Raw genomic sequence first — 23,612 nt, 5'->3', positions numbered from 1 at the left:
ATATTTAACTTCTAAACATTTTCAAATCTCATTAAAAATTAGTTTATTGCATCTTGTTAGGGATATTTATTAACCATCAATAAAAAAGGAGACATTGCTTATAGAATAATTTTTACACTGTTTTATTAAATAGCTGTGAAATTGAGAAAAATTAATCCTACCGATTATGATCTCGTTAAGCAATTCATTGATGGTAATCATGATAGTATTGACACTCTTGTAACCCGACATAGGGACAGAGTATATACGTATATCTATCTAATTGTAAAAAATCATCAGCTTTCCGAGGACTTATTTCAGGATACCTTTATTAAGGTAATCCGATCGCTCCGTATGGGGAAATATCAAGACAATGGGAAATTTTTGGCTTGGGTGCTGAGAATAGCTCATAATTTAATTATAGATCATTTTAGAAAAGAGAAACAGAATAACACGTTCTCGAAAGATGATTATGAATTGGATATTTTCAATTCTTCCAAATATTGTGAAGGAAACTATGAAGATGAACTTATTCAAAATCAGATTCATGATGATGTTCGTAAATTGGTTGATGAACTTCCTGAGGATCAGAGGGAAGTTGTTATTTTGCGGCATTATAAAGGTTTAAGTTTTAAAGAGATTGCCGAACATACTGATGTTAGTATCAATACTGCTCTGGGGCGTATGAGATATGCCTTAATCAATATGCGGAAAACAATTGAAGAAAAAAATATGAGTCTTACTCTTTAGCAGGAATATTTTATCTAAAAATAAATTGACTGGAAGATGTACGTTTTCCAGTCTTTTTTGATTCCGGATACTAAAAGGAAATTTTAATCGTTAATAGGAAAATAGAAATAATTATTTGCCTATGAATGATGTTTATACTCTTTTAAATTTTGCCCGTAAAAATACAGGACAAGAAATGATTTCACTTATGGATCGGATTGCAAATTCTGATGTTTTCGAATCTGTTGAACTCGTTGAATATCTGGACAGATTCAAAGTGAAGTCTCAATCAAATCTTCTTCATCGTGTTTTAGGATTTCGTCAGTCCACAAAAAATGTGAATCTGAAATTGCCAGATATTGCAGAAATAGCATTAAACTAAGAAATAGCCGGAGTATTTGTACTCCGGTTTTTTTTGTTCTAAAATTTCCAATTTTAAAATAAAGATGTATATTTGATATCAAAATGATATCAAACTAAATTATTATGAGAGAAGAAAAAAGTTATTCTGGAAAGTCAGGATTTTTAATGGTTTTCATTGTTCTGGCTATGCTGGTAATTGGCATAGTAGGATTGGTAATGGTAAGGAATCCGTTTTTCGTTATTTTTATACCTTTGGTAATAGCTTTTATTCCGGGGTTTACAATCGTTAATCCAAATGAAACCTCAGTTTTGGTGCTGTTTGGAGCATATAAAGGAACCATAATGACTAATGGATTCTTTTGGGTAAATCCATTTATGGTAAAAAAGAAAGTGAGTTTGAGAGCCCGGAATCTGGATAGTGATCCTATAAAGGTGAATGACAAAATTGGAAATCCGATTATGATTGGGGTTGTTTTGGTATGGAGGGTAAGAGATACCTACAAAGCTGCTTTTGATGTAGATAACTTCGAACATTTTGTGAATATTCAGTCTGAGGCTGCTATTCGACATATGGCTGGTTCGTATCCGTATGATAATTTTGAGGATGAACAGGCTGAGATTACCTTGCGTTCGGGAGGAAATAATGTAAGTGAATTATTGGAAAGAGAGTTGACTGAACGATTGGAAATTGCCGGAATTGAAGTGATGGAAGCAAGAATTAACTATCTTGCGTACGCCTCTGAAATTGCGGGTGCAATGTTGCGTCGTCAGCAGGCAACGGCGGTGGTTGCTGCGCGTTTTAAAATTGTTGAAGGTGCTGTTAGTATGGTTGATATGGCATTGGAGCAATTGGCACAAAAAAACATTGTTGATCTTGATGAGGATAAAAAAGCAACAATGGTTAGTAATTTGATGGTTGTGCTTTGTTCCGATAAAGATGTAACTCCTGTTGTAAATACCGGAACTTTGTATCAATAATTAATTAACTATGGCAAAAAAGAAATCATTTGTTCTGCGTCTTGATCCTGAGATGTACAAAAAGTTGGAAAGGTGGGCTGTTGATGAATTTCGTAGTACGAATGGACAAATTGAATGGATTTTGAATAAAGCCTTGAATGAAGCAGGACGAAAAAAAGATAATGGCTCCGAAGATGCCAACAAATTAGAAGAATAAAAAAAGAGGGTGTCCAAAAAGTAAAGTTTCACTCGAAAATGTCATGTTGAGCGAAGTCGAAACATCTGTTTTTCAAAGATAAAGATTCTTCGACAAGCTCAGAATGACAATAAGATTGAACTTTTTGGACATCCTCTTAAGTTATTAAGAGGATTTTTTTAGTGATTTTTGCATGATGGAATTGCCATCTTTATTGGATGCTTCAAATCCCATTTTCTCCATATATTTTAGATTTATTCCCGTGTCGAAATAAACGGAATTGATATCGTGTTTCTGTAAAATATCACTTAATTGATTGTACAAATAAGCACCAACTTTAAAGTCGCGGTACTGAGGTAATGCATAATCCATTTCAATTCTTAGTTCTGTTTGATCTTTAGATCCGATAAAAATTCCTGCAACTGCCATATCTCTTAGTACAAACATTCCCAATTGTCCTTTTTCCATCTTATAATCCGGAAAGAAACTCTTAATGTCCTTTTTATAAAAGTCAAGAAAATGCGTTAACAGCTCGTCATTTTCTTTTATCTCAATGATTTTAAAGTCTTCTTTTCGCTTATACATTTTCTGCAGATTGTATAGGTTTGCGCAAACAATAAGAAAATTCATGATTCCAACAGGTAAGGAGCCAATTAAAAATCCGTAAGCAGAAAAAAGAATAGCTCCAGTCAAATTGTACCATCTTAATTTTACAATCGAAGTCATTGTTAAAGAAATCAAAACCAATACCGAGGCAGCATAGCCAATCCATTCAAGTAATTGAATGCCTAAGATGTTATATTCCAGCATAATAAATTTAATAGTGAAAAAATAAATTCTGAAGAGGGTTCAAAAATGGTTTGGATATTCTGATAAAAGCAGAAACCTTTCGGTAACGAAAGGTTTCTCAAATATACTAAACATTTTTTTCTTACAATCCGGTCATTAAAAATAATGGCTGCATTTCGAAGCTGTTGTATTTTGGTCTTAACCGATCGGTATTATAATATCGGTCAACATCCACCAATTTTTTAGAGCTTGTAACAATATCTATCGGAGCATTATCATATCTTCCATTTCGGAGTGTTATTAATCTGCCATGAACTCCTTTAATGATTAAATCCAAAGCCAGATTTCCAAATGCCATAGGAACTATGGAATCAATAGCATCCGGATCACCGCAACGAACCAGATAACCTAACTTTTGATTGATAACATTAATCGGTTTTGAATTGTTGTATTTTGGAGATAATTGTTTCAGATGTTCGGATACACGGTCACCAATGCCACCTAATTTTCTATGTCCGTAATCGTCTCTGACATCATCCTGGAAAATCATATCCCCGCCTGAGAAACTAGCTCCTTCAGAAATTAACACAACGGAATAATGACTTGGATTTGAGAATCGATCCTGTATCATTAACTCGGTTAAGCGTTCTATGTCAAAATTGTATTCTGGAATTACACATCTATTTGCGGCACCGGCCAGCGTTGGTAAAATTGCTGTAAATCCCGCATAACGACCGAAAACTTCCAATACCAGTAATCTTTCATGCGAACCAGCTGATGTTCTTAGGCTGTGTGTTAATGAAATGGTACGTGTGATACATGTACTAAATCCGATACAGTAGTCAGTTCCGGGAACATCGTTATCCATGGTTTTAGGTATGGCAATAACTTTAAATCCTTCTTTGTACAATCGCACACCATAGCTAAGAGTGTCGTCACCTCCTATTGGAATTAAATAGTCAATGTTCAGAAAAGCCAGATTGGCAAGAACCTCTTCCGTTAAATCATTAACCTCTTCATTGTATTTTTCTTTTAGATGAGTTGGAATTCTATCTCTTGATGTTTTTGAAGGATTTACTCTGGAAGTGTGAAGAAATGTACCGCCGGTCCTACCAACTTTGTTTACCAGTTCTTCACTTAATGAAATATAGTTCTCGCTGTTATCTGCTTTTTTATCACGGATAATATCAATTAAACCTCTCCAGCCTTTGCGAATGCCGATTACCTGATAACCTTCCCTTATTGCTCTAATTGTGACAGCACGAATAGCGGGATTTAAACCGGGAACATCACCACCACCAGTTAGAATTCCAATAATTCCTTTCGTTGATTTTGCCATAGTAAATATCTTAAGTAACTGAAAACAATGTAATATCAGTATAAGATATCATTTTGTTAAGGGAAATTCAAGCCAAAATAAGATGAAGATTCGTTTATGGGAAGAGAATAAGGTAATTAAGAATAATTCTAATTACTAAACGAGTAAGAAATAATATTTGCACCCATCTTTAGTGCTTTTTGATGATTAATTTCTGTATCGTTGTGAACAGAAGTATCTTCCCAGCCATCGCCCAAATCTGTTTCGTAAGTGTAAAAACAAACCAATCTGCCTTTGTGAAAAATACCAAAGCCCTGAGGCGGTTTTCCATCGTGTTCATGTATTTTCGGTAGTCCGTTTGGGAATTCGTACACTTGATGATAAATTGGATGAGAAAAGGGTAATTCAATCATTTTTTCGTTCGGAAACACTTTTTTTATCTCGCGTCTGAAATAGGCATTTAAACCATAATTGTCATCAACATGAAGAAAGCCTCCACCTTCAAGGTACTTCCTTAAATTTGTAACTTCCTGATTGTTCAAAACAATATTTCCGTGCCCGGTTAGGTGAACAAATGGATAGGAGAATAGCTCAGGACTTCCCACTTCAACAATATTGGCATCTTTATAGATGCTTGCAATATTGTTGCGATTGCAAAATTCGATGAGATTGGGAAGTGATCCTGGATTTGCATACCAGTCACCACCGCCATTGTATTTTAGTAAACCGATTCGAACCGTTGTGTTTTGTGAAAAGGAGCACAAACTAATGAGCAAAAAAAGCGCAGTATGAATTATTTTACTCATCAAATGATTATTGGTTTTCTAAACTAATGATATTACATGCAACAACTCCTGCTGTTTCTGTTCTCAAACGGCTTTCTCCCAGACTAATTTCTTTAAAGCCATTTTCTTTAGCCAGATTTACTTCTTCAATACTAAAATCTCCTTCAGGACCAATCAAGATTAGTGCATTTTGTTTTGCCCGGTAAAGGTTTTTTAGATGCGTTTTATCACCTTCGTTGCAATGAGCTATGTATTTTTCTCCATCGAATGGGGACGTTACCAAATCGGAAAATTTGGTTTGTTCATTTAAAATTGGATGGTAAGCTTTAAGCGATTGTTTAACTGCTGAGGTAATTACTTTAAACAAACGCTCATGTTTCACTACTTTCCTCTCGGAGTGCTGACATAGAAGAGGAGTGAATTCATGAATACCAATTTCGGTACATTTTTCCATGAACCATTCTGTTCTATCCATATTTTTTGTTGGTGCCAGAGCAATGTGTAATTGGTAATTCAGTTTCCCAAATTCCGTTTGAGTCTCGATACATTCAACAGTGCATCTTTTAGGATGAGCGTCAATTATTTTTGCTTTGTAAAGAGAGCCTTTGCCATCAATCAGATGAATAATATCTTCCTCTTTTAACCGAAGTACTCTAATGCAATGTTTTGATTCAATTTCATCCAATTGATAAAATCGATTCTGGATATCTGGTGTATAAAATAAGTTCATAAGCTTTCACAAGTAAAAAAAAACATGATGTTGCAAAGTTAGCTTATGTATTTCTTTTCAGGGATTAATTTGAAATAAAAATTTACCAAACCATAGGCTGGTAAATTGCAGCCAGAATAAATGTTAGAACAGAAAAGATGAGGCCAAACATAAATATGGTATAAGAAATTCGTAAAAAACGATATTTTCTACCCAGAACTTTTCCAAGAAAATACTGATCTCTAATTAAACTGTCATACAATTCATCGTAGTCCGACATCATTCCTTTTAATGCGTCTGAATAATCGGCAAGAGCCATTTTATGAAAATTTCCGAAAAACATTAAATTTACTCTCTTCTTTTTGATGTCTTCCTGCGAGAATGTTCCTGACGTAACAATAGGCCGGGTTGCCAATACAGAATAAGTAATGGTGAACAAACATACTATCAAAAGAATAACACAAGGGATAATGAAATGAGGAACATCCATTATATTTTTGAAAATAAAGAAGATGGCCGAGATGATGATTGAATTGACAGAGATCATTAAGTTGGCTTTTTTATCGGCAATGGAACTTAAATTAATCTGATTCCTTGAAGTTACTTTAAACATGGTTTCAATGCCACGCTGCGGAGTTTTTAGCTTTGTGTTCTGTTGCTCCAGTTTACTTACCATTTCGGTAAGCTTCTTTATTTCTTTAGTCTGAAAACCAGCCACTTTATCAACTACTTTTTGATAATTCACCTCTTTCTTTTTAGCCAAAGTTTTTTTACCGTAATTGGTATGATAATGATGATCTTTTAAAAAACGCAAGGTTTCTTCCCAATACAATTTGGGGTGAATGTCATGATGAAGAATTCCACTTCTTTCTTCTCTCAGCTTTTCGGATATTTTTATGTAATCCTTTGTTGATAAGTGGTGCAGATCTGCATCGCACAGCACATTACATATTTTTTCATCACAAGGAAGATGCGGCATCTTTGTGTGTAAAATAGCTTCAGTTATTTGTTGTATTTTTTCCTCAGGGTAATTTTTTTCTTCGAGAAATTTTCTGGCATGCGCAGCACTTATTTCTTCATGTTTAGCAAAGTTTTCATAGTAACCGGTGTCATGAAACCAGGCTGCCAGAATAAGATTTTCCATTTCGTCGGGAGACAATCCTGTTTCCAAACCAATTTTTTTTGCTTGTTTAACCACATTTTGAGTGTGTTCCAAATTGTGATAGGTAAAGATTGGCTGGTGGGTACTTTCGATTAAATTAGTAACAAATGTTTCCGCTTCATGGATGATATTCATTTCTCTTCTTTTTTCTAATGTTGGCTAAATAAAATTGTAATGAATAAATATAGTCATTATAGTGGAAAACGATTTGAAAATTCTATAATAATGCCTTGGGTTCCTCTTTTTTGTTGGGAATTGAGCCTTATTTATGTAATTTTAAGTTCCTAATTAAATCCGAAAAAGATACACTCATATAATGAACAGATTTTTAATTTCCTATATTGTTCTTTTAAGTTTTCTAGTTTTTTTTGAATCGTGTAAGCAGAAATCAGCTGATACTAAGTTGGTATATGAATTGGATTCTACCTATCAATTTCCTTACTCTATATTGGAGGCTGATGAAAAATATGATTTGAAAGATGAGTTAAGAGAGATTTCCGGATTATCTTATTATAATGATCACAGTTTGCTTTGTGTGAACGATGAGAAAGGAATTATTTACAAATTCAGTTTAAAGAAGAAAGAGATTACAAAAAAATATGTGTTTGATAAACCAGGAGATTATGAAGGTATTGAAGTTGTAGGTGATCAGGTTTTTGTACTGCGGTCTGATGGAAATATTTTTGCAGTTGATCATATGAAGAATGAGGATATTTTATCTGTGAAAACCAAAACACAATTGAATGCAGGAAACAATACGGAAGGTTTAGGTTATGATTTCCAAAGCAATAGTCTTCTTGTTGCATGCAAAGGAAATCCGGGCATTAATAATGATTTTAAAGGGAAAAGAGCAATTTATAAGTATTCTCTCACAACGAATAAATTGTCTGATTCTCCTGCTTTTTTAATTGATCAGGAACAAATAAGGAGAATTCTTGATTTTGACGGATATACAAGTTTTTCTGTGACCTTGGTGGAAAGTATTAATCCATCACAAGGAGATTTTACATTTCAACCATCGGCGGTGGCAACGCATCCTATTACCAATAACTTATATGTATTAGGATCCGTTGGTAAATTATTACTGGTGCTTAATCCGGAAGGCGATGTTTTGGCTATTGTGAAATTGAAACGAAAGATGTTCAGACAGCCGGAGGGAATCTGTTTTTCTCCTGACGGGACTATGTATATTTCTAATGAAGGAAAAGGAAGAACTGCTAATATTTACAGGTTCAGCTACCACAAATAAACTGCAGTTGACGAATGTGATTGTATCTTAATTTTGATAATACGATGAAGAGGATTTTACTTTATATCGGTGTTTTTATTTCAATAAATACTGTATTTGCACAAAACACCAAGTTGCCGGAAGCTCCTGCATCAATATTGCTCGATCATTCCATTTTTTTTATTGGTGATGTTGGTGAATCGGCTATTGTTGATTCAAATATCGACATGCTAAAAGGTCAAATGAATGAAGTTGGGAAGAAAGGGACACTCGTATTTTTAGGCAACACTTTCCCGAAAGGATATTTAGAGGATGAAATGGAGGACATAGACGCAGAGAATCCTGATTTAATGAAACTTTTGCATTCGATAAAGGATTTTAAGGGTGAACTTATTTTTATTCCGGGCGAAAAAGAATGGAACGAGGGACGACGTCATGGATGGGAAGCTTTACTGAATACTGAGACATTTATAGAGGATTATTTGGATCGGGGAGATGTTTTTCTTCCTTCGGGAGGTTGTCCCGGCCCAGTTGAGATAGATTTAACGGATGAAGTGGTTTTACTGATTGTAGATTCACAATGGTGGCTTCATTTGGGAGATAAACCGGAAACGGAATGTGATCTGGAAAGCAATGATGATTTTTTAATTCTATTAAATGATGCCATAAAGAGGAATAAGAATAAGAAAATTGTTTTTGCCACACATCATCCTATTTACAGTGCAGGAAAGCATGGCGGAAATTTTGCTTTTCCGGGTCCTGTAGAGTTGTATCGGAAACTTTTTGGCACACCGCAGGATTTCGCTTATCCTTTTTACAAGCAAATGAGGTATATGTCCCGAAAAGTAGGAGTGGGATACGATAACATTATTGTTGTTGCGGCTCACGATAATAGCTTGCAGTTTACTAAAAAGGACAATTCATTTTTTGTTGTTTCAGGATCGGGGAGCAAGAGCGACTATGTGTCAAAAAATAAAATGGATATTGCTATGCGTGAGGTTGGTTTCTCGAGAATCAACTTTTACTCGAATGATGAGGTTTGGCTGGAATTTTGGTCGGTGGGAGCTGAAGGAGTGGAAGAGCCTCATTTGGCATTTCGGGAAAAACTTTATACTAAGCAAGTTCCTTCTAAGGAAGATTTAATTAGCAAATACAAAGAGATCAATTATTCGGATAGTACTATTTCAGTTGCTGCAAGCACATTTTATGAAACAGATGGAAAATTAAAAACAAAAATTTTAGGGCAGAACTATCGAAAAGATTGGGCTACTCCTATCATAGTCCCGGTTTTTGATATTGCAACAGAAAAAGGCGGATTAAAAATTCTGAAAAGAGGAGGAGGACAGCAAACCAGATCATTGCGGCTAGAGGCCAAAGATGGAAAGCAATTTGTGTTGCGGTCGGTAGAAAAGTATACCGAAAAAGCAATTCCTCCAGGGTTGGAAGGAAGCTTTGCGGCCAAAATTGTACAGGATGGAATTTCAGAATCCTACCCGTATGCGGCTTTAGCCGTTCCCAAAATGGCAAAAGCAGTGGGTGTCTATCATACCAATCCAAAAATTGTTTACGTTCCCAATGATCCTCGCTTTGGAATTTATCAGGATGGTTTTAAGAATGAATTGTTTCTTTTCGAAGAGCGCCCCAACGGCGATGTATCTGATATGGATAATTTTGGGAACTCCCATGATATTTTAGGAACAGATAAGTTGCTTAAAAAGAGATTCAAAAATTCAGACCTTCAGATTGATGAAACTGCTGTGCTGCGTGCCCGTTTATTCGATATTTTCTTAAATGACTGGGATCGGCACGATGATCAGTGGAGGTGGGCAACCTTCAAAAAAGATGGCAAAACTATTGCGAGGCCGATTCCAAGAGACCGCGATCAGGCTTTTTTCTTTAGCGATGGAGCAATCCCCTGGTTGATTCGAAGAAAATGGGCTATGCCTAAATTTCAATCATTCGATTCAATTGTCGAAAATGTGGTAGGACTTGGTTTTAATGCCCGTTATTTTGATCGAAACTTTTTACAATCCAAGGATAGAAATGATTGGATTGAAATGGCAAAGGAACTTCAAAGCAAGTTAAGCGATAGTATTATTCAAGAATCAGTGAAAGCTTTGCCAAGGGAAGTCTATGCAATTTCGGGTGACGAAATTACACAAAAGCTAAAGGCTCGAAGAGATCAGCTACCAACATTGGCAGAGGAGTTTTATGAATTTTTGGCGAAAGAAGTTGATGTTGTAGGTACAAATGATAACGAGAGTTTCGATATCAACTGGATTGGAAATGGAAAATTAATTGTTGAAAGCCATCGGTTAAGCAGTAAAGGGAATAAAAAGGAACTGTTGTATCGCAGAACTTTTAGTAAGGATGAAACCAATGAGGTGAGAATTTTTGGACTGGATGGAAAAGATAAGTTTGAGGTAAATGGAAATAACAAAAATGGAATAAAGCTTCGGATTATTGGAGGAAAAGGAAAAGATAAGTTTAAACTGGCAGATACAGGGAAACAAAATCTGCTTATTTACGATAAATCAAAAACCAGAATTAAGGGCGATGGAGCTTACAAAAAGAGATTTGGGAAAAGTTCTGAAGTAAATTCATACGATAGAAAAGCATTTAAGTATAATGTTGTAAGCCCTGGTGCGAACCTTAATTTTGTTAGTGATGATGGTTTGGTTTTAGGTGCAGGTGTAAATGTTAAAACCCAAGGATTTAGGAAAGAACCATACGGATCATCTCATAAATTCATTGTTAATTATGCATTTGCATATCCATCGGTAGAGTTAAAATATTCCGGTGAGTTCAAGCAGGTGTTTCGAAAAACTGATTTTCTAACAGATATTCATTACAATACACCTAATTTTCAGGGCTACTTTTACGGATTGGGAAATGAAACAGAAAATTCTAAAATCGATGATGATGCTTACAACAGGATTCGAATGGCTCAGTTTTTTATTCATCCGCAATTAAGACAACAAGTTGGGGAGAAACATTTTATTTCAATTGGTTCATTTTATCAGCAGCTGGAGTTGAAAGCTACACCGGATCGTTTTGTAACCGATTTTACCAATCCTGACAATGATTTGAATCCTTTAACCGATTTTAATACCAGAAGATATTTAGGCCTTAGTGCTAATTATTTGTGGGATTCACGGGATAATAAGGTACTTCCTTCAAGAGGAATTTATTGGTCATCCAGTTGGAAATACTATAAGGGATTGGAGAGGAATGATAATAATTTTCATAAAATGGAGACTGATATGCGAATGTATGTTAGTTTTGGCAGACCTCAAAGAACAATATTGGCATTGCGTGCCGGTGCCAGTCATAACAGCAGTGGATATTCATTTTTTCAGGCGAATAAATTAGGTTTAAAATCAAATCTAAGAGGATATCGTCAGGATCGATTCGCAGGGGATGATATTGTATTTCAAAATACTGATTTGAGACTTAGGATTGCTCGTTTTAAATCTTATTTTTTGGGAGGTGAAGTGGGTATTTTAGGTTTTAATGATTTTGGCAAGGTCTGGGTTGATAATGAGAGCTCTAACAAATGGCACCATGGATATGGAGGAGGAATTTGGCTCGCACCTTATAAATTAATGGTAATTACTGCTAATTTTAGCCATTCAATTGAAGATGATATTCTTTCTATCGAATTTAAATACTTGTTTTAGTGATTTAATATGATAATTGGATAAAACAATACATATTTACATTGAAAATAATAAATCAGAATAATGGAGGAAGAAAAGCCTGAGTTTAGTAATGGGAGAGTACTGTTGGTAGAGGACGATTTTGTGAATGGTAAAATCATATCCCGTCTGTTGGAAATGGATAATATTCCTACCCATTGGGTGAAAAATGGCCGGGAAGCTCTCGATTTTTGTCAGGAAAATAAAGAATGTGTTTTGATGGTGTTTATGGATTTGCAAATGCCAATAATAGACGGTTATCAGGCAACCGTTGCATTGCGTAAGAATGGGTTCAACAGGCCGATTATTGCTATGACAGCAAATGCTTTTTCGGATGACCATGTGAAATCTGCTGAAGCAGGTATGGACGATTTTATTATGAAACCAGTTTCAAAAATGGAGTTGTTCATGATGGTTGAAAAGTGGATGAAGCGGGAAAGAAAGAAATAAAAATTATATTACAGAATAAATTGTTTGGTTCCTTAGAATCAGGAATCTGATTTTTTGTGAAATGTTTAAGAATATATTGCCTTAAAACAAGAGGAGTAAAGCATGATAGTTTGTATAGCTGAGAAACCAAGTGTAGCACGTGAAATTGCCCTAATATTGGGTGCCAAAAATAAAAAAGATGGATATTACGAAGGAAACGGATATCAAATATCATGGACTTTTGGTCATCTGTGCGGCTTGAAAGAACCTCATGAATACAATCTTAATTGGAAATACTGGCATTTAAATGATTTGCCAATTATTCCTCCGCGTTTTGGAATTCGGGTAATTCCCGATAAAGGCGTTCAGAAACAATTCGATACTCTTAAAAAGCTAATTGCCAATGCCACCGAAGTGATAAACTGTGGTGATGCCGGAATAGAAGGGGAAGTAATTCAACGATGGGTTTTGCACAAAGCTAAGTGTAAGGTTCCCGTTAAAAGACTTTGGATTTCATCTCTAACCGAAGAGGCTATTCGTGACGGCTTTAATAATTTACGTGATAGTAAGGAGTTTGATAAATTATATGCTGCAGGATCATCAAGATCGATTGGCGACTGGCTGTTGGGAATTAATGCAACACGACTTTACACACTAAAATACGCAAACGGTAAGTCGGTACTTTCCATTGGCCGTGTGCAAACGCCTACTTTGGCTTTAATTGTAAATCGTCAAAAAGAGATTGATAATTTTATTCCTCAAACTTATTGGGAGCTAAAAACCACTTATCGTGATGTGAGTTTTGCTGCAACTCATGGGCGGTTTGAACAAAAAGAGCAAGGAATTGAGTTCCTTGATAAAATTAATTCGGAGCCATTCGAAATTGTTTCTGTTGAGAAAAAGAGTGGAACAGAACTACCTCCCAGATTATATGATTTAACCTCGTTGCAGGTAGATTGTAACCGGAAACTGGGTTTTTCGGCAGAAGATACACTGCGAATGATTCAAAGTTTGTACGAGAAGAAATTAACCACTTACCCAAGAGTTGATACGACTTATCTTACGGATGATTTGTATAAAAAAATACCGGGAATTCTTCAAAAGCTAACAGCATTCAGCGAGTTTACAGAGCCGCTTTTAAAAGCAAAAATTAAAAAATCGAAAAAGGTTTTTGATGATAAGAAGGTGACCGATCACCACGCCATTATTCCTACAGGTGTTGTGCCGGGTACTTTGTCGTATGATGAGAAGCAGGTTTACGATATTGTTACACGACGGTTTATTTCGGTATTTTATCCGGATTGTAAAGTGAGTAACACCACCGTTTTAGGAAAGGTGACTACTATAGATTTTAAGGCAACGGGAAAACAGATTTTGGAACCAGGATGGCGTGTTTTATATGCTAAAGACGGTAATATTGGCGATGGAGTTATTCTTCCTGATTTTGTGAAAGGGGAGAGTGGAGAACATACGCCCGATTTGGCCGAGAAACAGACGCAGGCTCCTAAATATTATTCAGAAGCAACTTTGCTTCGTGCCATGGAAACCGCCGGCAAACAGGTCGATGATGATGAGTTAAGGGATTTAATGAAAGAGAACGGAATTGGCCGTCCTTCCACCCGGGCGAATATTATTGAGACTCTGTTTAAAAGAAAATACATCAGAAGAGATAAAAAGCGACTTGAGGCTACGGTTACAGGTGTTCAGCTAATTGATACGATTCAGAATGAGCTGCTAAAATCGGCAGAACTAACCGGACAATGGGAAAAGAAACTTCGGGAAATTGAGCTGGGCAACTACGAAGTAAATCAGTTTATGGCCGAATTGAAAAATATGGTTGTAGGAATTGTTTGGGATGTAAAATCGCGGAAAAACATCAATCAAATAGAAGTGATTGATGAGGAGAAGGAAAAAGAAAAGGAAAAGCAAAAAGCGAAGGTAAAACCAGCAATCAAGAAAGAATTAACTTGTCCTAAATGCGGAGAAGGGAAGATTTTAAAAGGCAATAATGCCTGGGGATGCTCCAATTGGGGAAATGGATGTAAAATTCTTATTCCTTTTGAATTTGAAGGAAAGAAATTAACCGATAAACAGGTTGAGGCATTGGTGCTGAAAAAAATAACGCCCAAAATTAAGGGATTCGAAATTGATGGGAAAAAGCAAAATGGACAATTAGGCTTAACACCCGATTTCAGTATCGAGTTTATAGCCGGGGAAGCAGAATCATGGACTTGTCCGGTTTGCAAAACAGGCACACTCTTAAAGGGGAATGCTGCTTATGGTTGCTCCAATTACCGAAATGGCTGCAAGTTTATTGTTCCTTTTGTTTTTATGGAGAAAAAATTGAGCGAAGCTCAAATAAAATCGTTGGCAACTAAAGGAAAAACACCTCTGATTAAAGGTTTTAAAGATCCACAATCGCAGGAAACTGTTGATGGCAAATTAATCTTGGATAATCAGGGACAGATTATTTTTGGGAAGCAGTAATTAACACGTATTTTTATTTTAGCTGAAAATTCTAAAGGTGCAATTTAAGAGTATTTATGGTATTGTAAACATTCCATCAAAATAGAATTTTTCATTTTTCTTGGCAAAAGAGAATACAAGTCCGTAAGCTCCTTCAGGTGCTGTTTTCCATTTAATATTATAGCTGACTCGAATAATACTATCATTCATAAATGTTGAAAATTCCTTGTTCGTTAGGTTGTCCAGATGCATTAATTTATCAAGATAATTTTGAAAAATAATTTTTGATTGATAGAATTCTTTTTCATCATTATTCTCAGAAATACAATCGACACACTGAATTGTATCAAATGAATTATTCACTAAAAATTCTAAATTGCCTTCTTCAATAGCAGCGGCAAATTTCATCCATAAACTATCCGCAAAAGAAATATTAGATGAATCCTTGATTTTATTATTTTCCTTATTTGAAGAATATGAACATGCAAGTAATAATTGAATTATTAAAATTGATGTAAGTATTTTGAAATGTTGAATCATAGTGTTCTTGTAATAATCAGTTTGAAAATATTACACCTACTTTACCTCCTTATATTTCTTTGGATACTCGTAAAAAGCCAACTTGCCTGTTCTAGCTTCAATATCAGACCATTTGTCTATTTGGAAATCGATACCAATTACTGTGCAGGTTGGAACATTGTGATAGAACTCTTCGGTTAGGTTAAAGGCTAAATATTCAATGCTGGGGTTGTGCCCAACCACCATAACTGTTTCATTTTCTTTTCCCAGTTTATCGAGTAAGCCTAGAAATTCGTGAGTGGTGAAACCATCGTATAAATCGTCATTCTGTTCAATTTTATCAATTGGGTATTGCAACACATCTGCAAAAAGCAAAGCAGTCTGAATAGCCCTGTTAGCCGGACTCGAAATCATCAAATCAGGAATGATATTCTTTAAAAACAGCTTGTTGGCAATCAATTTGGAATCATTTATTCCTCTGTTAACCAAGCTGCGCTGATAGTCTGAAATGTCGTATCGAATAACTTCTGTTTTAGCATGTCTTACAAGAATAAGTCGTTTCATTGGGCTTTAGTTTGGGTTAGAACAATACAAATTTACACGGAATCTTTTGCGGCCCGGTTTTTTCTCGATTTGCTCGCTGTTTCTTTTTTGTTTAAGTATGCGAAAATTTCCTTCTGCGATTGAATTTTCTTTACTTTTCCATTGATTGGAATAGGCAGGTTATTCAACTTTCCGTCTAATATTCGGGCACTAACATTATCATTAAGCTGTATGTTTAAGATATCAATCAATTCTTTTTTTATTTTCTTATCCTGAATCGGGAAGGCACATTCAATTCGTCGGTGCAAATTCCGATTCATCCAATCGGCCGAAGACAGGTACAGAAGTTCTTCTCCTAAATTGTGAAAATAAAAGATTCTTCCGTGCTCCAGAAATTGATCGACAATACGAATAATCCGAATGTTTTTTGCGTATGTTTTATTCGGTTTCAAACAACAAATTCCGCGAATAATAAGGTCAATTTTCACCCCGTTTTCACTGGCTTCATATAATTTAGTGATCATGTCGCGTTCCTGAAGGCCATTCATTTTCAGAATAATATAGCCTTTGTGTCCTTTTTTTACATTTTGAATTTCCTGATCAATTAATTCAATTAAGCTTCTTCTCAAATTAAATCGGCCAACCAAAAGTTTTCGGAACTCATATCCCTCGGTTTGATTTTCAAGATAATCGAAGAGCTGTTTCAACTCAGTAATAATTACTTCATTTGAAGTTAGTAAACCATGGTCGGAATAAATTTTGGCTGTTTTTTCGTTGAAATTTCCGGTACTTAAAAAGGCATAATCTTTTTTATCTCCTTTACGCAATACCAAAGCTAGTTTTGCATGAACTTTCAGGCCGGGAATACTGTCAATAATCTTTACGCCGGCTTTTCGCATCTCATTTGCCGATCTAAGATTGGCTTCTTCATCAAAGCGCGCTTTTACTTCAACAAAGACAGTCACTTTTTTACCGTTTAATGCTGCGTTAATTAATGCATTTACAACGGCCGAATTATCAGCAACCCGATATTGGGTCGCTTTAATTTCTACAACTTTCGGGTCAACTGCCGCTTCGTTTAAAAAGCGAATTACATATTCGTACGACTGATAAGGAAAATGAAGAATCTGATCTTTTAGCCGAATGGTTTTAAAAACAGATTTATTGCCCTGCAAATCATCCACCTTTAAGGGGTGAAACGATTCGGGTTCCAGTTCAGGATATTTTGGATTTGGAAAACCGAAAAAATCCTGAAAATTATGATATCGGGCTCCTTTCACCATGTCATTGTTTTGCAGGTTAAAAGAGTCTTTTAAAAATTTCAGAAAATCCTTAGGGATCGATGCATCATATAAAAAACGCGAAGGAGAACCTGTTTCCCGTTTTTTTAAACTGTTCTCGATCATTTTAATTAAATCGCCCGAATACTCATCTTCAATCAGTAAATCCGCATCGCGGCTAAGCTTAAAACTGTAGCTGGAATCGATCTTGTAACCGGGAAACAAGAGTTTCATCCTCAATTTAATGATGTCGTCTAAAAACATGATGAAGTGCTTGCCATCCCTATCAGGCAATTCAATAAAGCGTGGAAAACGATGACTCGGAACTTTTATAATCGCATATCTGGAACGACGGGATTTGGGAGTACCTTCTTCCTCTTCTTTTTTTCTTTTTTTAAACAATTTAACCGCAATATAAATCACGTTATTTTGAAGAAAAGGCTGAATCTGCTTTTTTAATAATAGTATGGGTTGAACATGAGGCAACAAATTATCAAGAAAAAAATCTTTTACGAACTGATGATGTTCTTCGCATAGGGATTGGTCCCGAATCAGAATAATATCTTCCTCTTCCAATGCCGGAATAATTTCCTGCGTAAAAATGTTCCCAAATTCATTCTGCTGACGATCAACTTCAGCATTGATATTTTTTAATATTGCATCAGGATTCTCTCTCAAAATATCTTTGTCTTCGGCAGGCAATTCGGTAAACCGTTTGTAGGTGCCCAAGCGTACCCTATAAAATTCATCGAGGTTTGAAGAATATATAGCTAAAAATTTAATTCTCTCGTATAATGGCAATCTTGTATTCGAAGCCTCTTGTAGTACTCTTTTATTGAAGGATAACCAACTTAAATCTCTATTTAAGAACTGATATTTTTGCATATGATGATTGACTATGGACTGTTTAACTAGTAAGATAAAATTAATCAATTTTTTGTTTCCACAGCAATCAATCTCAGCTAATACAAGGAGATTTTGAAGAATTGGGTGCTTTTTGTATGCTAAAGGCAGTTCGGGTTTACTAACTTTTAGTTGTTGAAATTTTTACATTGGCATAGCTCAGGTTCTTGAAGAAATTGGAATAGGCATCGTCCTTTTTAATCGACATTTTATGCTTTATACCATTTGTAAATTCAAAGGCTAATTTGGCATTCGTTCTCGATTCTCTAATGCGGACCATTTTTATCTCTCGGAATGTGAACTCCTTGCCATCCATTGCTTTAACCTCTTTATATTTGAAAATTGTGACAATCGTAAGACCTAGGCTGATTATTAGGATCGATAAGAAAAAAATCATTTCGTAATTTGCCTCATCTTTGTATGCACTGTAAAGATTTAGCGAATTTGATACGATTAATATTGGAATAAGAATAACAGGTACAGCAAAACTAAAAAGATTCTTTTGGAAACTTAGTTTGGTGTAAGAGAAAAAAATATGACCGTTAAATGAGAACTTTGCTTTTACGGACTGATGATTAGTGGTGTTCATTCTTCTGCCTGATTATGAAACGTAATTGGGTTTTGTGTTATGTTCATGTAAATATATAAAAATTTTACAATATGGAATTAGTTATAGTGTGTTTTGTATTTATTTCTGATTGTTTGTTTTTTTTTAATGTTACATGCAAACTATCTGATTATTAGAAGATACATTTTTTTTGTGGGTTTTCTCAAACTAAATTTTTATGGAGAAGAGTTAGGGATCCTTTTTAGGTTGATTGTAACAATGGTGTTGAATTTTGATTGGAAAGATACTTAAATAAACTGGTCTTGTTTGTTTAACCAATGATTTACTTAATATAAGAATACAAAATCCCCAAAAGCCTGTATATTTGTAGTAACGATAAATAAAAAAAAAATGAAATGAAAGACGGAACAAAGAGGGCAGATATTCATCCAGGACTTGAGGTTCGAATTGTGCTGAAAGCAGATCAGCGGTCAGGAAAGTTGACAGAGGGGACTGTAAAAAAGTTATTAACCAATTCGCATTTACATCCGCATGGCATAAAGGTAATGCTTGAAGACGGGCAGGTTGGCCGTGTAAAGGAAATAATAGAATAGCAATATTATAATATTAGAGGCGCAGCGTGCTGCCCCTCTAATGAATTTAAGTTCTACAAATTAAATCGTTTCAGGAACTTCGTTTTCTGAGATCTCGGACAGATAATATATGAATAAGGATTTTTCTTTAACGGATCTTTAAATTCACGTTTGTCTTCTTTGGTTTCGTGCAATATGGTATTAAATTCCTCGTTCGATGATCTTACAAACATCACTCCATGGTGATATTCGAAAAAGAACCATGTAGATTTATCAATTTCAAGATACATAGTAAGACGGTTACCACTTCGTTTTTTGTCCAGTTCAATTTTACCTTTTATGCTTTTATTGATTTGTTTGTCGTTAATATTTCCAATCCCAATCTCTCCAATTGATTGATATGCCTTAGCTTCTTTGTCCCAGATAAAATCTAGATTATTGAAATACAGGGTATGCAAAAGTTCATTGGGCAGGGTTTTAAAAGTGCCGTTGTCGTCCATTTCCCGCACGGCTAATTCGGCTTTTTTGCGCCCCATTATTTCAGCCAGTTTTCTGGTGTAGTTCTGTTTGTTGATGTTCGTGTGTTTTAAATTTGCCTGCGTAAATGCTGTTTCCATAATCTTCATGGCCTGATCGTTCATAAAGAAATCAACACCAAAAATTAAGTCAAGGGTCACAAGATCACTCGACAAATCGTGTTCGATAGCTCCGGCTGAAATCTGTTTTATTTGTCCTAATTCGGCACCTAAATTAATTAAACCTTCTCCTCTCATATTACAATTGCCAGGATAGAAAGAAAGGATATTTCCGGTTGCGTCCATATCTTGTAATTTGTCTTTCGGTGCAATTTGATAGGCCTGCAAATTTGGCTTGTAGGTAAGAAATCCTCTGGCTTCCAATAGCACGTTGTCCGTGTAAAATATTCTACGAGATAAAAACGATGAATAGATATGAATGGAATCATTCGTTAAGAAAAAACTATTGTAAAGCATCAGGCTTTCATCATCGGTTACGTGCAAATCAACAGGGATGTAAATTTCTTTCGGATCAATCTGTGAATTGAAATCAAGCCATTTGTCGCCAATACTTTCGCATTTGTTATGAATTTTGGTCTGACCATGAAAGAAAAGTGATTTCTCGCGTGCTTCTAACCTAACTTTTCCTTTGTAATCAAAATCGGGACTTAAGCTAAACGATTTTTCTTCCGGTAAATTTCCCATGGCAATGGTTTGTCCGAGGCTGTCCACATCTATTACATCAAAAAACAGTTCCTGCTCATTTTCTTCGGCATCTAAATAAGTGTAACTACCCGATCCGGAATAGGAGATTTTGCTGTGAACATTTATGGCAGCATTAAAAATGTTGTGAAATGAATTAAGAGTGTCGGCAAGTACTGTCGAGTTACGAAGCGTTTGCATCTGCCCTTCCTCTTCAATGTTCACATCACCCTTATCAGGATAAATTTTTGCATCAGCAACGGCCAGATCTTTTACAAATTGTGCTTTAATCGTATGATCAATGGAACTGTATTTGGCCAATGGGGTGAAAAAGCTAAGGGAATCCTGTTTTAAACTTGTCGAAATAAATTTGTTATAGGCTGTTTTAGGTAAGCTTTCCATTTTATTCTGGTCCCACAAAGAGGCAAGTGTATTTTCATCCTCGTTTCCGAATAAAAGCTCCTGTTGATCCATTTCCCAACCAAAACTATTGATGTAGGCCATGTATTTGTTCGATGGAAACTCACTGTTGCTTCCTCCTGTTGTGCTTGTAAATTGTCCGGTTCTGTTGATAAAGTCGATATGTGCTCTAACATCTTTACTTTCGAAGGCATAACTTTCCGAATCTGTATTCTTCAGCTTAAAAACAGCTGTATCAGCAACAATGGTTTTAGGCGTGTAGGTAAAATAATCCGATTGAAGTTCCGCATTAACCAATTCCATGTCGCCAACTCCTGTAATTTCTGTTGGAGTAATTTTCAGCGTTCCGGCAAGGGTTGCCAGCTTTTTATACATGTCGATAGGTAAGGCCGTACTCTTCACGTAAAGTTCTTCTTTGTACGGATACCATGTTGCAAAAATTTTCTCGCCGTTTACCTCAGGATTGTTCATATGCGAAGCAAGTTCCTTTAATTCGAAACTTTCGGCCTGAGTGGTCATAATTTCCGGTCTGAATACTAATTTTTCAGATTTTGTAATAGAGGTAAGGTAGTTCAGTGTTCCATCACCAATTAATCCTTCGTTAGAAAGGTGTATGGTATCAGTAAAAGTTCCTTTCCCATAAACTGGCAATCCTTCTTTAGGTGTTATGTGGTAGAATCCCAGCGAATTATCATCATTAATACTTAGAGTTTCTCTAAATGTTGGGAATATGCTGTCGGAAACAAAAGTTCCTTTTAACGAAATGTCTTCCTTTTTAAAGTCGTTTATATTGTTGATTGTGTATGGATCAACCTTGAAATAGAATTCTTCCTTTTTATAAGCTCCATCCTGTATTTTTTTGCTGTCGTAGTACACAAAACAAGAATCAGAACTATTAAAAATCGGATATTCCGCGTAGTTTTTCAATCCCGACTTGTTGTTGGGATCATCAATTAATAGATTTCCTGTTATTTTTTCCAATACACTTCCCAATTGTGTTGTGTATCTTCTGCCATAGTTAGAAAGTGAGTCAGTTACAATGTTTATTTGCAGAGAATCAATCAGATCGAGGTCAATTTTGAACTTTTCGTAAGAGAAATTAAAATCTTTCCCGTACATATCCAGTAATCCGGCCATTATTTTTCCGTCGAACTGGAAGTCACGATTCTTTTTAAGGGTTATTTTCTGATGCTTCGGAAAGATCACCACATTCTGCGAATCACTTACAGCAATGTGTTTTACACCGTTAATATCCAAATTGTAACTTCCCATTCGAAGAGTAGCATCATCTTCATTATTTTCTGTTTGCGTAGTGAAACGAATTACATCGTAATCCTGTCGTCCCATTCCCGATTTAATGTAATCGGTAAGTCGTTGCTGTAATGTAACTTCATCGGTGTTTCTATTGTAGATTACAAAGCCTTGAAACGATAAGCCAATAATTTGCTGGCGCACATGGTTAACCGGTTTTTTAATGAAGTTGGCATATTCCATTGCGGTAAATGTTTCTACGTAAGAATAATCGGCATATTTACGCAGTAAAACCAGCGGATTCTCCTGATCCATGCCCTGAATTTTCATGAATCGGTTGAGACTAAAATAATTCATGGACTCAAAGTGTGCCTGACGACTGGTAGCGCCTTTCATACTTCCAAAGTGCATTAAATTTTCATCCATATTCCATATCAACATTCCAAAATCCATAATCAGATTGTGATAGGTGTTGAAGTAGGGACTCAAGGCAATTCCTTCTCCTTCTCGGATTAAATTGACTTCTTTTTTGTCTGGGTAGTATTGAAACAACAATCCGGGGTGATAAATTTGGCAGGTATCGATCAGGATTTCAATTTCGGTATCTTTTCCAACAACACGATTGTTGTTAAATGAGAAATGTTCCGATCGTGCCCTTAAAAATAAAGTGTCATGTCTGGATAACTCTATTACAGATGGGATTTCGGGACTTCCTTTTCCCAAAAATTTTGCCCCGTGAATGGCAACACCTCCTTTGTAATTAAGATTTTCGAATAGATTTTTAATCTCGATTTCTTTCTCGAAGGATTCAAAACGAGGATAAATTGCCAAAGATGGATCTTTCACCGAGTTCATCTTTTCAGAAAGACTGCCCTCAATTTTATGATCAAACAGTTCCTTGTTGTAATAGCTGACGGTGTCAACCTGGAAAGATGATTTTTGGGTGTCAACAGTGTAAGAATCAAATACGGCGTATTCTTCAGTATCGCTTTTCCCGGCTCTGGTCCATGTTACTTTTCCTTTTTTTCCTATCCAAATCTTTTCAAAAGGATGATAAATTCCACTTGTGCTGTAAATGCATGAACTGTCTCGTTGTGCGATGCAATATAGGTCTGCCTGATCGAACTGGATGCATAGTACTTTATCGAATAGAAACTTGAATTTTGCATTCTCACATTTCCATTTGGTAGCGTACGATTCATTTATTATTGTATCCTTTAAAAGGTTTTGTGTTTGAATTAGAAAGTCTTGTGTTGCACTTAACTTATTCTTTTTATCACTGATCTGATGGATTAACCCCTTCTCCCAATTGGAGTAATCTTTTTCGTCACGATTTTGTTGCTGAAACAACATTAGTGTTTCGAAATAGTTATAAAAATCCGGAAAAGATCTGGCCTTTTTGGCAAGGAAAATATCACATATCCGGTAGATGTTCTGTCGTCTGTCTTTTGTCATTTCCGGCGAAAACCAGAAAGCCGGGAATTGCTCTTTAAACTCTTTGCTTTCTTTTTTTTTGGTTGGATGATCCATG

19 protein-coding genes are annotated in these 23,612 nt (G+C 35.6%); 9 read left to right on the top strand and 10 right to left on the bottom strand.

What is annotated here, in order from left to right:
- Window positions 1-141 precede the first annotated feature (141 nt).
- The 4 genes from BZG01_RS02870 (at window position 142) to BZG01_RS02855 (ending at window position 2,245) form a co-directional block, all read left to right on the top strand.
- Entirely contained in the window at window positions 142-729 is a 588-nt protein-coding gene (locus BZG01_RS02870; protein WP_425436058.1) for an RNA polymerase sigma factor, read from the top strand.
- Window positions 730-850: 121 nt separating this feature from the next.
- Complete coding sequence (locus tag BZG01_RS02865; protein ID WP_101308324.1) at window positions 851-1,090, top strand: hypothetical protein; 240 nt, start codon at window positions 851-853, stop codon at window positions 1,088-1,090.
- A 104-nt stretch (window positions 1,091-1,194) separates the two neighbouring features.
- Window positions 1,195-2,049 (top strand): SPFH domain-containing protein, encoded by an 855-nt coding sequence (locus BZG01_RS02860; RefSeq protein WP_101308323.1) that lies wholly within the window; start codon window positions 1,195-1,197, stop codon window positions 2,047-2,049.
- A 10-nt stretch (window positions 2,050-2,059) separates the two neighbouring features.
- Window positions 2,060-2,245 carry a type II toxin-antitoxin system antitoxin gene (locus tag BZG01_RS02855; RefSeq protein ID WP_101308322.1) on the top strand — a complete coding sequence of 62 codons (186 nt, stop codon included), beginning with the start codon at window positions 2,060-2,062 and terminating at the stop codon, window positions 2,243-2,245.
- 144 nt (window positions 2,246-2,389) lie between these two features.
- On the opposite strand, the gene BZG01_RS02850 is transcribed toward BZG01_RS02855, so the two are convergent.
- From BZG01_RS02850 to BZG01_RS02830, 5 genes are all read right to left on the bottom strand, one after another.
- Window positions 2,390-3,034 carry a YgjV family protein gene (locus tag BZG01_RS02850; RefSeq protein ID WP_101308321.1) on the bottom strand — a complete coding sequence of 215 codons (645 nt, stop codon included), beginning with the start codon at window positions 3,032-3,034 and terminating at the stop codon, window positions 2,390-2,392.
- A 121-nt stretch (window positions 3,035-3,155) separates the two neighbouring features.
- A complete protein-coding gene (locus BZG01_RS02845) occupies window positions 3,156-4,352 on the bottom strand; it encodes a 6-phosphofructokinase (RefSeq protein WP_101308320.1) in 1,197 nt (398 codons plus the stop codon).
- A 128-nt stretch (window positions 4,353-4,480) separates the two neighbouring features.
- On the bottom strand, window positions 4,481-5,137 hold the full coding sequence (locus BZG01_RS02840) for a DUF4159 domain-containing protein (RefSeq protein ID WP_101308319.1): 657 nt from the start codon (window positions 5,135-5,137) through the stop codon (window positions 4,481-4,483).
- Window positions 5,138-5,144: 7 nt separating this feature from the next.
- Complete coding sequence (locus BZG01_RS02835) at window positions 5,145-5,846, bottom strand: 16S rRNA (uracil(1498)-N(3))-methyltransferase (protein ID WP_101308318.1); 702 nt, start codon at window positions 5,844-5,846, stop codon at window positions 5,145-5,147.
- Between the two features lie 82 nt (window positions 5,847-5,928).
- Window positions 5,929-7,122: a Pycsar system effector family protein gene (locus BZG01_RS02830; protein ID WP_101308317.1), complete on the bottom strand. Its 1,194-nt coding sequence runs from the start codon at window positions 7,120-7,122 to the stop codon at window positions 5,929-5,931.
- 181 nt (window positions 7,123-7,303) lie between these two features.
- Here BZG01_RS02830 and BZG01_RS02825 point away from each other — a divergent pair, with 181 nt between their 5' ends.
- The 4 genes from BZG01_RS02825 (at window position 7,304) to BZG01_RS02810 (ending at window position 14,829) form a co-directional block, all read left to right on the top strand.
- Window positions 7,304-8,236, top strand: coding sequence for an SdiA-regulated domain-containing protein (locus BZG01_RS02825; protein ID WP_101308316.1), 933 nt, complete (start codon window positions 7,304-7,306; stop codon window positions 8,234-8,236).
- Between the two features lie 44 nt (window positions 8,237-8,280).
- Entirely contained in the window at window positions 8,281-11,895 is a 3,615-nt protein-coding gene (locus BZG01_RS02820) for a BamA/TamA family outer membrane protein (protein ID WP_101308315.1), read from the top strand.
- A 63-nt stretch (window positions 11,896-11,958) separates the two neighbouring features.
- Window positions 11,959-12,363: a response regulator gene (locus tag BZG01_RS02815; RefSeq protein ID WP_101308314.1), complete on the top strand. Its 405-nt coding sequence runs from the start codon at window positions 11,959-11,961 to the stop codon at window positions 12,361-12,363.
- Window positions 12,364-12,465: 102 nt separating this feature from the next.
- Window positions 12,466-14,829: a type IA DNA topoisomerase gene (locus BZG01_RS02810; RefSeq protein WP_101308313.1), complete on the top strand. Its 2,364-nt coding sequence runs from the start codon at window positions 12,466-12,468 to the stop codon at window positions 14,827-14,829.
- A 54-nt stretch (window positions 14,830-14,883) separates the two neighbouring features.
- Here the strand turns inward: BZG01_RS02810 and BZG01_RS02805 are convergent, their stop codons facing one another.
- The 4 genes from BZG01_RS02805 to BZG01_RS02790 all read right to left on the bottom strand — a co-directional run bounded on the left by BZG01_RS02805 (window position 14,884) and on the right by BZG01_RS02790 (window position 18,642).
- Window positions 14,884-15,348 (bottom strand): hypothetical protein, encoded by a 465-nt coding sequence (locus tag BZG01_RS02805; protein ID WP_101308312.1) that lies wholly within the window; start codon window positions 15,346-15,348, stop codon window positions 14,884-14,886.
- 36 nt (window positions 15,349-15,384) lie between these two features.
- Window positions 15,385-15,891 carry a SixA phosphatase family protein gene (locus BZG01_RS02800; RefSeq protein WP_101308311.1) on the bottom strand — a complete coding sequence of 169 codons (507 nt, stop codon included), beginning with the start codon at window positions 15,889-15,891 and terminating at the stop codon, window positions 15,385-15,387.
- Window positions 15,892-15,923: 32 nt separating this feature from the next.
- A complete protein-coding gene (gene ppk1, locus BZG01_RS02795) occupies window positions 15,924-18,035 on the bottom strand; it encodes a polyphosphate kinase 1 (protein WP_101308310.1) in 2,112 nt (703 codons plus the stop codon).
- Between the two features lie 139 nt (window positions 18,036-18,174).
- Window positions 18,175-18,642, bottom strand: a complete 468-nt coding sequence (locus BZG01_RS02790; RefSeq protein WP_101308309.1) for a hypothetical protein — start codon at window positions 18,640-18,642, stop codon at window positions 18,175-18,177.
- Window positions 18,643-19,016: 374 nt separating this feature from the next.
- Between BZG01_RS02790 and BZG01_RS02785 the strand changes: the two genes are divergently transcribed.
- On the top strand, window positions 19,017-19,214 hold the full coding sequence (locus BZG01_RS02785; protein ID WP_101308308.1) for a YwbE family protein: 198 nt from the start codon (window positions 19,017-19,019) through the stop codon (window positions 19,212-19,214).
- A gap of 53 nt (window positions 19,215-19,267) precedes the next feature.
- Here the strand turns inward: BZG01_RS02785 and BZG01_RS02780 are convergent, their stop codons facing one another.
- On the bottom strand, window positions 19,268-23,611 hold the full coding sequence (locus tag BZG01_RS02780) for a hypothetical protein (protein ID WP_101308307.1): 4,344 nt from the start codon (window positions 23,609-23,611) through the stop codon (window positions 19,268-19,270).
- Window position 23,612: the final 1 nt, after the last annotated feature.

It is taken from the genome of Labilibaculum manganireducens (assembly GCF_002843385.1).
Classification (GTDB): Bacteria; Bacteroidota; Bacteroidia; order Bacteroidales; family Marinifilaceae; genus Labilibaculum; species Labilibaculum manganireducens.
The sequence above is the reverse complement of the archived record's forward strand: the minus strand, read 5'-3'. Positions and strand labels throughout refer to the sequence as shown.

What these genes read in the sequence shown, in the direction of transcription:
- BZG01_RS02790 (WP_101308309.1), bottom strand. Translation starts at nt 18,642, where the DNA reads ATGAACACCACTAATCATCAGTCCGTAAAAGCAAAGTTCTCATTTAAC.
- BZG01_RS02780 (WP_101308307.1), bottom strand. Translation starts at nt 23,611, where the DNA reads ATGGATCATCCAACCAAAAAAAAAGAAAGCAAAGAGTTTAAAGAGCAA.
- BZG01_RS02800 (WP_101308311.1), bottom strand. Translation starts at nt 15,891, where the DNA reads ATGAAACGACTTATTCTTGTAAGACATGCTAAAACAGAAGTTATTCGA.
- BZG01_RS02860 (WP_101308323.1), top strand. Translation starts at nt 1,195, where the DNA reads ATGAGAGAAGAAAAAAGTTATTCTGGAAAGTCAGGATTTTTAATGGTT.
- BZG01_RS02830 (WP_101308317.1), bottom strand. Translation starts at nt 7,122, where the DNA reads ATGAATATCATCCATGAAGCGGAAACATTTGTTACTAATTTAATCGAA.
- ppk1 (WP_101308310.1), bottom strand. Translation starts at nt 18,035, where the DNA reads ATGCAAAAATATCAGTTCTTAAATAGAGATTTAAGTTGGTTATCCTTC.
- BZG01_RS02810 (WP_101308313.1), top strand. Translation starts at nt 12,466, where the DNA reads ATGATAGTTTGTATAGCTGAGAAACCAAGTGTAGCACGTGAAATTGCC.
- BZG01_RS02855 (WP_101308322.1), top strand. Translation starts at nt 2,060, where the DNA reads ATGGCAAAAAAGAAATCATTTGTTCTGCGTCTTGATCCTGAGATGTAC.
- BZG01_RS02805 (WP_101308312.1), bottom strand. Translation starts at nt 15,348, where the DNA reads ATGATTCAACATTTCAAAATACTTACATCAATTTTAATAATTCAATTA.
- BZG01_RS02850 (WP_101308321.1), bottom strand. Translation starts at nt 3,034, where the DNA reads ATGCTGGAATATAACATCTTAGGCATTCAATTACTTGAATGGATTGGC.
- BZG01_RS02820 (WP_101308315.1), top strand. Translation starts at nt 8,281, where the DNA reads ATGAAGAGGATTTTACTTTATATCGGTGTTTTTATTTCAATAAATACT.
- BZG01_RS02845 (WP_101308320.1), bottom strand. Translation starts at nt 4,352, where the DNA reads ATGGCAAAATCAACGAAAGGAATTATTGGAATTCTAACTGGTGGTGGT.
- BZG01_RS02785 (WP_101308308.1), top strand. Translation starts at nt 19,017, where the DNA reads ATGAAAGACGGAACAAAGAGGGCAGATATTCATCCAGGACTTGAGGTT.
- BZG01_RS02815 (WP_101308314.1), top strand. Translation starts at nt 11,959, where the DNA reads ATGGAGGAAGAAAAGCCTGAGTTTAGTAATGGGAGAGTACTGTTGGTA.
- BZG01_RS02840 (WP_101308319.1), bottom strand. Translation starts at nt 5,137, where the DNA reads ATGAGTAAAATAATTCATACTGCGCTTTTTTTGCTCATTAGTTTGTGC.
- BZG01_RS02835 (WP_101308318.1), bottom strand. Translation starts at nt 5,846, where the DNA reads ATGAACTTATTTTATACACCAGATATCCAGAATCGATTTTATCAATTG.
- BZG01_RS02825 (WP_101308316.1), top strand. Translation starts at nt 7,304, where the DNA reads ATGAACAGATTTTTAATTTCCTATATTGTTCTTTTAAGTTTTCTAGTT.
- BZG01_RS02865 (WP_101308324.1), top strand. Translation starts at nt 851, where the DNA reads ATGAATGATGTTTATACTCTTTTAAATTTTGCCCGTAAAAATACAGGA.